This window comes from Sphingopyxis bauzanensis (genome assembly GCF_002205675.1).
In the GTDB taxonomy this organism is placed as follows: Bacteria; Pseudomonadota; Alphaproteobacteria; order Sphingomonadales; family Sphingomonadaceae; genus Sphingopyxis; species Sphingopyxis bauzanensis.
Genome location: NZ_NISK01000002.1, coordinates 311,450 through 323,116 on the forward strand (window position 1 = coordinate 311,450; position 11,667 = coordinate 323,116).

Consider the following 11,667-nt stretch of genomic DNA (forward strand, 5'->3'; position numbering starts at 1 on the left):
CCCTGCCGTTTCCTCGACGATGCACCCGCAGCCCGCTCTGGTCTAATTTTAACAGAGCACCGCTTGCCATGTGTTTTAAGCAGGGTGCAGAGCTGGCCCGGGGCGGCCACGGCGAATAACTCTCTCATCCAATATTTGAACCTTAAAGGCGACCGATGTGTCGAGGACGACAAATGCCACCAGCCGTGCGGCCAGCGGCGCTTCTCTGATATCGGATCCGGGTTCAGGCGACGGACAGCGAACTTTCCAACGACGCCGGATTACGCGCATCGCGCCGCCGGTAAAGCCGCAGCCCAGCAGAATCATCGCCCAGGCCTCTGGCTTGGGACGGCGCTCGCCACCGCCGTTTCAAAGTGCAGATTAACAGAGAGCTCCCTCGGCGGCGTTTTCTGCGGACTGGTAAAACGCGAACCACAAATTTACCCAGTGCGTGGATGCTGAGCGGCCCAGACGATCCCGTTAGAGCAAAAACGGCGGCACAGTGCGCGTTGGTGGAGACGACGCCCTGCCCGATATAGGCCGAGCCGACCGCAGAGCCTTCGACGCCATCGTCGACGAAATAGCTGGCCCCGTTGACGGCTGCAGGAATGAACCCGCCCCTGTGAGAGGGAGCTGCGATTAATCTATTGGCAATCCGTGCTTTTCATAATTGCGATGAAGCGAGTCGTATGCCGGAATTTCATGCCGGATGGGAAGTTTTTGCTTCGCCGCGCGCTATAACCTTCGTCGGCGGTTCAGTCGTCACCCAAGGGGTTTTTCAGCGCGGTGATCCTCCGACTCTACCCTGCTGACCGCCGAAGAGCGCTATTTTCAATGAGACATCCTAGGTTTCCGACGACCTTAAATTTGCAGCACCGGGCCTAGCGCCTGCTGTAACGCGCGGCATAGCCGCAGGATCGGGCCTTCTCGATACCACTGACAAAAAGAGGCGGCCAATCGGCCGCCCCTTGTCTTGTCATGATGCTTTGCGATCAGGCGAAGCGAACGCGGACCGTGTCCGAACGGCGGCGACGCATACCGAAGCCGATCGCGCCGAACCCGAGCAGCATCATCGCCCAGGTTGCCGGTTCCGGCACGGCGTTGATTGCGAAATTGTCGGTTTCGAACGCATTGCTGGTTGAACGCAGGCGGAGCGACGTCAGCGAAGCCACATGCTCGCCAGTGACATCGAAGCGCACAACCGGATTCAGGTTGGGATTGGTCTGGTCGCCATTGGCCGGATTGAAGATGTCCGAACCGCTGAAGGTAGCAATCACGTTGTCGTCGCCATCGAGGAAGTCGATGAAGTTGTAGGAATCAACCGAGCCCCAGAGGAAGCTGATGTTGAGGATATCTCCGAACGACGACAGATCCATCACCCCCGGCGACCCGTCGCTCGGCCCGACCGTCCAGTAATTACCGGTGCTGCCAAACGGCTGGGCACGAACGCCATTGAGATTGCCAGTGGTCACCAGGCCCCCGGAAACCGGAGCGGGGCTTTCGAAATCAATTGTCGGCGTCGGACCCGAGTACGGGGAAGTGCCCGGCGTAACCGAGCCGATGGTGACCGCCGCGTGAGCAGCTGCCGGAAGCGCCATGGCAGCGGCCGAGGCAAGAACCAATTTAATCATCATTGTGCGCATCGTCTCATCTCCAAATTGTAGTGGGTGACAGGCCGTGCGACTCGCCCTGTTGCGTTATTAGTAAGTAATTTTTAACCACTTCGGCGCAGATGGCGAGTCCTAAATGTTTCAATTTGTCTCATTTTTGGACTCGCAGCCCAACGCCAAGCGAGCGAAACGGCGCGAAGGCTGGCTGATGCCACATCAATGGCACCGAACAGCCGGCAGCCGTCGCTGCGGTTCGCTCTAAAACAGAAGTTAAAAAAAAGGCGGCCATTGGGCCGCCTCAGTGAGAATGAACGGAGCTATCCGTTCGGGTCGCCCAGCGGGAATAGCCGAAACGCCGCGCTGCAAAAGCCCGAATTTTATGCCGTCCTGTTTCGGCACTTCCGCCCACCATTTCGTAAACGGAGCCGGACGGCAGCACGCACGGTCATGGGCCGGCATCATGCCCAGATTTCTCGGGCGATAGCGGTCGGGCGCGGCGACAGGACATAGGGCGATCCAGTCGAGCCGTACCGAAGGCAAGACTTACGGATGGCGAGTCGTTTGGCGAGTCGTTCTCGATCGCCGACCGGCGCCGCTAGCAACCAGTGTTGCATATTTACCTTTGCGACACCGCGGCGGGGACAAAAAGGTTCAGCCGCCCCCACCAGGCACAGCTGGATCGATAATGACGACGACGGGACGGCACTCACGGCAACGGTGCAATTGAACACCAATGGCCTGCCTTATAGGCTGTCGAGCCGCATGACAGGGCCATATAACTGGAAATATGCCATAAATTCCGCAACGGTGCGCCCCACCCCAGACACGGCAGATCACCACTCCGACGGCCCCGACCCCGCGGCAGGGTACGACGCCTGTCGAAACGTCCCTACCAAGCCAGTCAAAAGCGTCCCATTTTACGCCACAAGCCGCGCAAATGCGCCGTTTCTTTAGTTGATGTAACACTAACTATCGCCTAGCTTCTGCCACGGGTCGCAGCGTGATTCTTTTCAAGGAGGGCCGCATGCGAAGTGGGAACGACCGACGGCGCCTGACGCCGACCGCAAAGCGCATGATTTTTGACCAGCGAGGGGCGACCGCCGCCATTTTCGCCATATCGTTGCCGGTACTCGTCGGCATGGGCGCATTGGCCGTCGATGTCGGCATCTGGAACGTACAGAAGAGGCAGGCGCAGGGCGCTGCCGATCAAGCGGCTTATTCCGCCGCGGTATCGTCCAAGGCCGGCAACGACTTGGCAAACGTAACGAGCGACGCGCGGGCAATAACTGCCAGCATGGGTTTCAGCCACGACCCCGTCAACGGGGTGGCAGTGGCGGTCTCGAATCCGCCGACTGCCGGCCAGTTCGCAGGCGACGCCGGGTATTGGGAGGTGACCGTGACGGAGCCGCAGGCGACATGGCTTGCGGGCTATTTGTTTGGCGGGACCGCGACCGTTAACGCTCGCGCGGTCGCGGGCGGGGCATCCGGCGGAAATGCCTGCATCATAGGCCTGAATACCACCGAATCGGACACCGTGAGAGTCTGGGGCAGCGGCGTGATCGACAGTCCAGGCTGCAACGTCTTTTCAAACTCGAATTCATCGCAGGCATTGGTCTGTGGCGGAAGCTGCACGATTCGCGCTTCCACTTATGCGGTTGGCGATCACAGGGTACAAGGAAGTGGCGACTTGTTGGGCGCGGTTAATGCAACCGGGCGCTCGCCTGTGGTCGATCCCTATGCCGATGTCACGGTATCGCCTCCAGGCTCGTGCACGACAGCGAATAATAGTCCCGCGAACAATTTTAACCTTACGCCTAACTATTATTGCGCCCTCAATATATCAAACACGGTAAACCTCAGTCCCGGGGTATATTATGCTAATACTTTGTCGGTCAGTGGGACTCTTAATGCTCCGAGCGGAGTCACAATAATTTTACTTTCAACCGGAAACAACGTTTTTTCAACCAATGGAAGCCCGGTGATAAATATTACTGCACCGGCCACTGGCGCTTATGCTGGCATTGCTATCATGAGCCTTACAAGTTCATCATCGGTGATGACGTTCAATGGCAATACGACCTTCCGCACCACGGGGGCGCTATATTTCCCCAATAGAGCGATGAAATTCTTGGGCAGCTTTGACAACACGAAATGCACGCAACTTGTTGCAAACAAAATTGAAATTACCGGGAATGCTAATATGCATCACAATTGTCCCGGCGCTGGTATTCGCAGCCCTGGCGGTTCCACCGTCGCGCTGATGGAGTGAGCCGATGCGCAACGTCATACCGTCATTTGCTTGCGATTTGCTTCGCCGCGAAACGGGCGCTGGCGCCGCCGAGTTCGCGTTGCTTCTGCCAATCATGGTCGCGCTTCTAATCGGCGTTATTGACGTTGGCCGCATGGCATGGACCAAAATGGAAGTACAAGCAGCGGCACGAGCGGGGGCGAATTACGCGCTGGTAAATGCCGCCCAAAGCTTCGCGCCGGTTGAGATCAAGGCAGCGGTTGCCAGTGCGACTGGGCTCGCGGTCACGCCTGGCGAGCCAGTAAAGGAAACTGGTTGTCTCGATGCGTCGGGCGCGACGGTTCAGCCCTGCGGCGGCAGTTTGGTATCAGGCGACTATGTGTCGGTACCCGTGAGTGCGACTTATACGCCGATCTGGTTCGATCCCGTGACGCTCTCTGCGACCGCAAAAGTTCGCATATCATGAACAAGTGTCTGGCCTCACTTCGCCGTCTGCACGCATCGCGGTGCGGAGCCATGGCCGCCGAATTCGCGATGGTTGTCCCGCTGCTGCTCGTATTCAGTTTTGGTATCATCGAATTTGGACGCGCAATGTGGATGCGTAATACAATGCAATCGGTGGTGGAGAATGCTGCACGTTGCTACGCGCTAGATCGCGAAGAGCTGACAACCCGGCCTTGTAGCACCCAAGCCAATGTCGAAAGCTATGCTGCTACCGCCGCGAACAATGCCGGTGTCGACAGCCTCACAGCCTCGAATTTTGAAGCATCTTCGCCTGCATGCGGCAGGCGAGTGACGGCGACATATCAATTCCAGGCCATCGTTCCAATTGTGCCACTCAACGTGACGTTGACGGCGAATGCTTGCCGCGCGGCTACACCAACCATCTAAAGACTGACGATCACCTCGACTTTTCGAATGTAAAGCGAGATCGCGACACTCTCCGCCGCGGGGCCGACACGGTTTCGTTCAAACCCCCGTACTTGGCAATGGATATGTCGAAAGTAGAGCTATGATGCCCCCTGCCGCGATGGCGAGGCCATAGGCGATCCGCCGTTTGCGCCAACTGCCCTTGTCAGTCGGCGTCGATCCAAATGCGGTTCTCAGCAACCGGAACAAAATCGAGAGCAAGACAATGGTCGCGCCGCTCAGCGAGGTGATCAGCAAAAGAAACAGACCTTCGGAAAAGTCGAACCAAAAGGCGACCGCGGCATAAAGCTTGACGTCGCCGCCGCCGAACCAGCCGAAGTGAAACATCAACATGCCGACGCCGAGCGCGACCGCGAAGTGGAGAATATACGACCAAAGCGGCCCGCTGAACGGAAAACCAACAAACCAGGCAAGGATGCCGAGCAACAGCAATCCAAGTGGTAGAATATTGGGAATGATGAACCGGCGGGCATCCGAGAATGCCGCCAGAACCAAAAGACCAACATAAGCGACATCAATTGCTAACAAGCGTTGACCTTTTCGCGTTGATACCATTGATCTCGTCATATTGCCGCCAAAGCTCGGCATCGTGGCGCGGCCTAACGAGAATTGCCTGCCCGAGCATCGCTTCGGCGAGGCGCACCCGATCGGCGCGCCGCGCGCCAAGCCCGGCATATTGAAGGCGCCTGCTCCAGAACATGTCGTCGTCTCCGACAGCGCGCGATGGCCGCTGCCCGAGCATGCCGTGGGCATAGTCGAGATTGATACGAATATCGGCGCGGGCGGGATCGCGCCGGGTAAGAGCCGCGAGCAGCTGCACGGCATCGCCCGCATCGCCAAGCGCGAGCAGCGCCACCGCGAGTTCGCCCTGGACCTCGTCATTCGCCGGTTCCAGCGCGGTAGCGCGGCGCAGCGCAGCAACTGCCTCGGCGGGACGCGTGCGCGCAAGATGCAGTCGCCCGAGGCCGCGCCAGTATACGGGTTCGCCGCTGCAAGGCTGTTCTTCTCGCGCGAGCAACAAGTCGGCATCGTCCAGTGCAGCAGTATCAAGCAGCGCCATGGTTGTGGCAGCTACGACACGACACCGCATTGTCACTTTGCTGTCGATCACGGCGAGCAACGGCAAAGCGTCCGCGGCGCGACCGACGGCGATCAACCATTCGGCGCGCAGCAACGTCAGTCTCGGGTCGCGATCGGTGCCCTCAGCCTCAAGACGATCGAGCAGATCTTTTGCTTCGACGAGCCGTCCGCCGGCCAGCGCCTGATCGAGCGCAACCAGACCGTCTGCTAGAGGTGCGGTCGGCGCATCGGCAAACTCAACTGGCACTTCGGCGTGTTGGGCAATAGATGACTGCGGAACAAGAGCTCCTACGACCGCCATGAGCATCAAGGCCGGAATAGCCCCCCGAGTTGCCATCGGATCAAGTGGCCGCCAGCTTTGTCGGCATGGTGAGCTCGGCCATATGATAAGCATGATTCAGGCGGTCGAGATAAGCTGCGACGAAGCCCAGATACTCCTTGTTGCTTATGGTCTCGGGTTTGAGGCCCGAAGGAAGTAAAAGGGCAATATTGCATGAGGATCCCGCGGGCTGGCTCGCAACAAACACCTCGCCGATATTGATCCGAAAGAGCGCCACACTCTCACCGCCGCCCTGCCCGGCGGGCGCCTCGCTGTCGGCGAGGCAGACGATCGATGTGTTCGACGCCGATGCACCGGCTTCAGCGACTGCAGGCGCCGCATAGGCGGCCTTGACGATGAGCGGCCGGAACGCGCCACCGAGGGGGCTCGCGCCGCGCAGATCGAGCGCAATACGGTCTCGCGCATCAGTCGGCGCGAAGGATATGTCGCGCAGCGGGCTCTCCCCGGAGCGATCTGCGAGCACCAGAGGCGGTTCGGCTGGCGCTTGCGGCGCGGCGTCGGCGAGCAGCGCGGCCTTTTTCTGTGGCTGGCCCGAGGCGCCGTAAAAGGCGGCAAGATTACGGCGGGTGCGCGGATCATCACCGCGCAGCGCGAGCGCTTTCTCGAAGTAGCGCTGGGCGAGATCCGCGCGGCCGATCGCGTCATAGGCGATGGCCAGTCCGTTGAGGCTGTCGAGTTCGAGGGCCTGGTCCTTGCCGGCCGCCCGAAACAATTCGATGGCGAGCCCATATTGCCGCGAAGCGAGATAGGTCCGGGCGCGTGCAAGCGATTCCGCCGGTGCCAAACCTGCCAAAACCGGCACGCTCCTGACAGCAGGCAAGCCCGCGCGGAATTGCGGTCCAACGGAACAACTAGCCAGGGCGGCTGCCGTCACCACGACATAAGACAAGGTACGCCGCTGCATGATCAGCCTCCTCCCAGCGCCGGTGCGACCTGCCGGATGACGCGGATCGCTGCAGGCAACATCAGCACCCCGATCATCACCGGCAACATGCAGGCAACGAGCGGAATCGAAATCAGCACCGGCAGTCGATGCGCTTTTTCTTCGGCGCGCATCCGACGTTTTTCGCGCATTTCCGTGGCATAAACGCGGAGCGTCGTCGCGATGCTCGATCCTAGCTTGTCCGACTGGATGAGCAAGGTCGCAAAGGCGCGGATCTCGTCCACGCCCGAACGTTCCGCCATGGCGCGTAGCGCTTCTTCGCGGCTGGCACCGGCGCGTAGTTCGAGCGTCGTCTGCAACAATGTCTCAGCGACGAGTGGATGGGAGGTGGTCATTTCGCGAGCAACGCGGTCAAGTGCGGCTTCGAGACCCATGCCGGCCTCAACGCAGACGAGCATGAGATCGAGACAGTCGGGGAAACCGTTGACGACTTCCTGGCGGCGCCGATCGGCCTTAGCGGTAATGAAGAGATTGGGCAGCACCAGTCCCATGACCGCAAAGCCGGCGCCTTGAAGATAGAGGCTGAGCAGCGAGGGCGGTTCGCTTGAAAGCAGCTGCGGCAAGAGGATGGCGAGCGGCAGCACGACGATCAGAATGATGCGAACCAGGGTGAAGATCTTGGGCGCGGCGGGCGAGCGATAGCCGGCGGCCAGCATCTTGCGCTGCAAGGCCTTGGGATCGGAATCGCCGAGCGACAGGCCGCCGCGTTCGATGCGATCGGTCAACCGCGACCAGGCGCTGGCGCGGACGTTGGCCATGGTCAGCCGCGCCGCCGCGCTTTCAGACGCCATCGCCTCGCGCGACTGCGCATCAAGCCGATCAAGGACTAGGCGGCGGTTGGTCAGCGAGCGGAGCAGAAGAAAGGCGAGTCCCGAGACGAGGGCAAAGAGCAGCAGCAGGACGGTCCAGCGCATCAACGGCGTCAAGGCGATCAGTTCAATCATGTCACACCTTCAGATCGACCATGCGGCGGATCCAGAAGAAGCCGATCGTATATAGAGTTAGCAGCCCCATAAACCCGATCGCGAAAATGCGGTCGCCCGCCACTTCGAGATAGAATTCGGGACGCGCGGCAAAAAGACCGGCAAAAGCCAGAATCGGGAGCACCGTCAGTATCAAAGCGGTCATGCGGCCTTCGGAGCTTAAGGCACGCACTTTCATGAACATGCTCGCGCGCTCGCGGATGACGCGTCCCAGATTCTCGAGAATCTCGGCCAGATTGCCGCCAGTCTCCATCTGCACGGACACCGACACGACGAACATGTCGATGTCGGTAAGCCCCCAGCGGTCGGCCATGCGCTGCAAGGCATCGCGCAGGCCAAAGCCGAAGGCGATTTCGTCGCTGACGATCCCGAATTCGGTCCCAACGGGGTCGGGCATTTCCTCCACCAGCAAGTTCAGCGCCGCGGGGATCGGATGACCCGCGCGCAAGCCGCGAACAAAAACGTCGAGAGAAACGGGAAACTGGCTTTCCATGCGGCGGCGGCGCGCCTCGGCGCGGCGGCCGATGAACATCCAGGGGAGCAGGATGCCGACGACGACGCCCATGGCGACGGCAAGCTGGGTCACGCCCAAGGTGATCGCGGTGCCGGCGGTCGTGACCAGGATGAGGACGACTGCCGTAACGCCGGCGGCCGCGAGCGCCATGAAACCCAAGACTTCAAAAACCGAGCGGCGGATGTTGGCAGCGGTCAAGTTGCGATGAAATGCCCGGACCGCCCTGGACATCCATTCGGGGGCGCCCGGGATATCGCGCGGGACGTCCTTGCGAAGACGGCTGGCAACAATTTCGCGGTCGACGCCTGCCTCGATCATCCGCAGCCGCTCGTTGACGGCGCGGCTCTTGCTGCGCCGGTCGGCGATCGCGCTGCCGATCAGCTGGGCGACGAGCACCACAAACGCGAAAAGCGCTACCATGGTCAGCAGTCGAAGGATGCTGTCGTTCATGTCAGTTCACGGGACGGTCGGGCCGGAACAAGTCGGGCGACAGCTCGATGCCATGAGATTGCAATGTATCGAGGAATTTGGGGCGAATCCCGGTGGCCTCGAAATGGCCGATGACGCGGTTGTCGGCATCGCGGCCGCTCATGCGGAAAATGAAGATATCCTGCATGGTGACGATTTCGCCTTCCATGCCGGTAATTTCAGACAGGCTGAGCAAGCGGCGCCTACCGTCGGACAAGCGGCCGATCTGGACAACGACATTGATCGCCGAGGCGATCTGAGCGCGCGCGGCGCGCGGGGACATTTCGATGCCGCTCATGCTGATCATCTGCTCGACGCGGGCGAGCGCATCGCGCGCGGTGTTGGCGTGGACGGTGGTCATCGAACCGTCATGGCCGGTGTTCATCGCCTGCAGCATGTCGAACGCCTCGCCGGCGCGAACTTCGCCGATGATGATGCGGTCGGGGCGCATGCGCAGCGCGTTCTTGACCAGATCGCGCTGGGTCACTTCGCCCTTGCCCTCGATATTGGCGGGGCGAGTTTCGAGCCGTGCGACATGCGCCTGTTGCAGTTGCAATTCGGCCGAGTCCTCGATCGTCACGATGCGCTCGCGTTCGTCGATGTAGGATGACACAGCGTTCAGCAGGGTCGTCTTGCCGGACCCCGTACCACCCGAAATCAAGATGTTACGCCGCGCAGCGACGACACCCTGCAACACTTCTGCGATAGCGACGGGGACACTGCCGAACTCTACGAGCTTGGCCATGTTGATCGGAATATGCGAAAATTTGCGGATCGACAGTAGCGACCCGTCGAGGGCAAGCGGTGGGGCGATCGCGTTGACGCGCGAACCGTCGGGCAGGCGCGCGTCGACGAAGGGCGAGGATTCATCGATCCGGCGACCGACGCCGCTGGCGATCTTCTGGATAATGCGGAACAGGTGGCGCTCGTCCTTGAAGCGCGTGGCGACCTTCTCGAGCACGCCCATGCGTTCGACAAAAACCGTATCGTGGCCGTTGACGAGAATGTCGGTGATCGTGCCATCCTGCAGCAACGGTTCGAGCGGCCCGAGACCGAGCAGTTCGTCGAGGACATCGCTGACCAGCAGGCGCCGTTCGGCGGCGGTCAGCGCCATCTGATGACGGCCGAGGATATTGGCGATCACATCGCCCGCTTCGGTCTCGATCTGAGCGCGCGACATCTTGTCGAGCTGGGCGAGATTGATCTCGTCGAGCAGTTCGCGGTGGACCTGAACCTTCAGCGAGAGCAATGCGGCGCTGCGCGTGCTCTCGGCGCCCGCCTGCGCCATTTCGCCAACGGGGGCGGCGCCAGCCTCAGATGCTTCGGCATTGGCCTTGGCCTGCTTCTGTTTTTGCAGCTGCCACATGAAATTACACCTTGCCCAGAGCCGCGATGACAAGGTCGGACAGCGCCGCGAGGTCGGTTGCGACTTTATTCTTGCGCGCGACCGACCCGACCAACACCCCTTGGTCCTGCGCCGATTGCACGACGGCATAGTCGCTGTGGATCGACGCAAAGACCGGATAATGGAGCGCATCGGCGGCTTCGTTTACGCCGATGGTGCGGAACATGCGTTTTTCGATCCGATTGGCGACAACGCGAATGCGGTCGGCGCCGATGCCGGTGTCCTCGAACAAGGTAAGCCGCCGCCGCGCCTGGCGCAAACTGCCGATCGACAGGTCGACGACCAGGAGGATCAGGTCGGCCTTGTCGATCGCCGACAAGGTCCAGTTGGCCCAGTTGCCGGGCAGGTCCAGGATGACATGGTCATATTGGCGCCGGGCGAGTTCGATGACGCGCATCAGGCGGTCGGCGTCGATCGCTTCGAGCGGCGCGATCTTTTCGGGCGCGGCAATGACCGCGACCCCATCGTCGCCCAGCGCGGCAACGCTGCGCAGCAGCTCGCCGTCGACGCGATCACCAGCCTCGAGCAGATGCTCCATGGTGAGGGTCGTGGTACGCCCGAGATAGGAGGCCGCGTTGCCGAATTGCAGATCAAGATCGATCAGGCAGCAACCGCGCGGGCTGTTGGCGCCCAAGGAATAGGCCAGATGTGTCGCCACGGTGGTGGCACCGATGCCGCCGACGCTTTGCGCAATCGCGATGACGGGTGCCAGATCGCCGTCAGTATCGGTCGCCTTGGCCGACAGCGCGAGCAGGTTGTTGACGACATCGTCAAATTCGGCACGTTGCACCGGCAGCGCGATCACGTCCTGGACGCCTTGGCGGATCAGTGCGCGGGTCGTCGCGAAATCGGCGTCGCGCATCGCGACGACCAGCGGCAGGCCGGGAAAGCGGGTGCGCAGCCCGGTCAATCGCTGCATCGATTGCGGCTCGTCGCCGCGCAGCTCGACTACGAGCACTTCGGCGTCGCCGACCATGTCGGCGGTGATCAATTCCCCGGCATCGACATGCACCAGTTCAAACGCCAGCGACGAGTATTCTTCGTGCGCCATGGCCGAGCGGGCAAATGCCTCTTCGGAAATCAGCAGTTTGATCTTGCAACTCAAGCGGAGAAACCCTGGATTGGCGGGGTTAGTTATGTCCATGTTCTTGCCCACGCTGTCGCCTT

At 60.8% G+C, this 11,667-nt stretch carries 11 protein-coding genes; 3 read left to right on the plus strand and 8 right to left on the minus strand.

Annotated features, from left to right (window positions below; all coding sequences use genetic code 11):
• Positions 1-971 precede the first annotated feature (971 nt).
• The gene (locus CDQ92_RS21625) at positions 972-1,613 is read right to left on the minus strand and encodes an Npun_F0296 family exosortase-dependent surface protein (RefSeq protein ID WP_229667155.1); all 642 of its coding nucleotides are present in this window, start codon (positions 1,611-1,613) and stop codon (positions 972-974) included.
• A 1,000-nt stretch (positions 1,614-2,613) separates the two neighbouring features.
• Between CDQ92_RS21625 and CDQ92_RS08090 the strand changes: the two genes are divergently transcribed.
• The 3 genes from CDQ92_RS08090 to CDQ92_RS08100 are packed head-to-tail and all read left to right on the plus strand — an operon-like array spanning position 2,614 to position 4,728.
• Positions 2,614-3,858 (plus strand): pilus assembly protein TadG-related protein, encoded by a 1,245-nt coding sequence (locus CDQ92_RS08090; protein ID WP_144035717.1) that lies wholly within the window; start codon positions 2,614-2,616, stop codon positions 3,856-3,858.
• A gap of 37 nt (positions 3,859-3,895) precedes the next feature.
• A complete protein-coding gene (locus CDQ92_RS08095; RefSeq protein ID WP_158213797.1) occupies positions 3,896-4,303 on the plus strand; it encodes a TadE family protein in 408 nt (135 codons plus the stop codon).
• A gap of 50 nt (positions 4,304-4,353) precedes the next feature.
• Positions 4,354-4,728 (plus strand): TadE/TadG family type IV pilus assembly protein, encoded by a 375-nt coding sequence (locus tag CDQ92_RS08100; protein ID WP_229667154.1) that lies wholly within the window; start codon positions 4,354-4,356, stop codon positions 4,726-4,728.
• A 78-nt stretch (positions 4,729-4,806) separates the two neighbouring features.
• On the opposite strand, the gene CDQ92_RS21095 is transcribed toward CDQ92_RS08100, so the two are convergent.
• The 7 genes from CDQ92_RS21095 to CDQ92_RS08135 all read right to left on the minus strand — a co-directional run bounded on the left by CDQ92_RS21095 (position 4,807) and on the right by CDQ92_RS08135 (position 11,656).
• Positions 4,807-5,295: an A24 family peptidase gene (locus CDQ92_RS21095; RefSeq protein WP_158213798.1), complete on the minus strand. Its 489-nt coding sequence runs from the start codon at positions 5,293-5,295 to the stop codon at positions 4,807-4,809.
• A complete protein-coding gene (locus CDQ92_RS08110; protein WP_201792040.1) occupies positions 5,282-6,094 on the minus strand; it encodes a tetratricopeptide repeat protein in 813 nt (270 codons plus the stop codon). The genes CDQ92_RS21095 and CDQ92_RS08110 overlap by 14 nt, the downstream gene beginning before the upstream one ends.
• 94 nt (positions 6,095-6,188) lie before the next feature.
• Positions 6,189-6,971, minus strand: coding sequence for a tetratricopeptide repeat protein (locus CDQ92_RS08115; protein WP_088440898.1), 783 nt, complete (start codon positions 6,969-6,971; stop codon positions 6,189-6,191).
• Positions 6,972-7,093: 122 nt separating this feature from the next.
• Positions 7,094-8,074: a type II secretion system F family protein gene (locus CDQ92_RS08120; RefSeq protein ID WP_088440899.1), complete on the minus strand. Its 981-nt coding sequence runs from the start codon at positions 8,072-8,074 to the stop codon at positions 7,094-7,096.
• 1 nt (position 8,075) lies between these two features.
• A complete protein-coding gene (locus CDQ92_RS08125; protein WP_088440900.1) occupies positions 8,076-9,077 on the minus strand; it encodes a type II secretion system F family protein in 1,002 nt (333 codons plus the stop codon).
• A gap of 1 nt (position 9,078) precedes the next feature.
• Positions 9,079-10,461 carry a TadA family conjugal transfer-associated ATPase gene (locus CDQ92_RS08130; RefSeq protein ID WP_229667153.1) on the minus strand — a complete coding sequence of 461 codons (1,383 nt, stop codon included), beginning with the start codon at positions 10,459-10,461 and terminating at the stop codon, positions 9,079-9,081.
• Between the two features lie 4 nt (positions 10,462-10,465).
• Positions 10,466-11,656 carry a CpaE/TadZ family protein gene (locus CDQ92_RS08135; RefSeq protein ID WP_144035719.1) on the minus strand — a complete coding sequence of 397 codons (1,191 nt, stop codon included), beginning with the start codon at positions 11,654-11,656 and terminating at the stop codon, positions 10,466-10,468.
• Between the last annotated feature and the right edge of the window lie 11 nt (positions 11,657-11,667).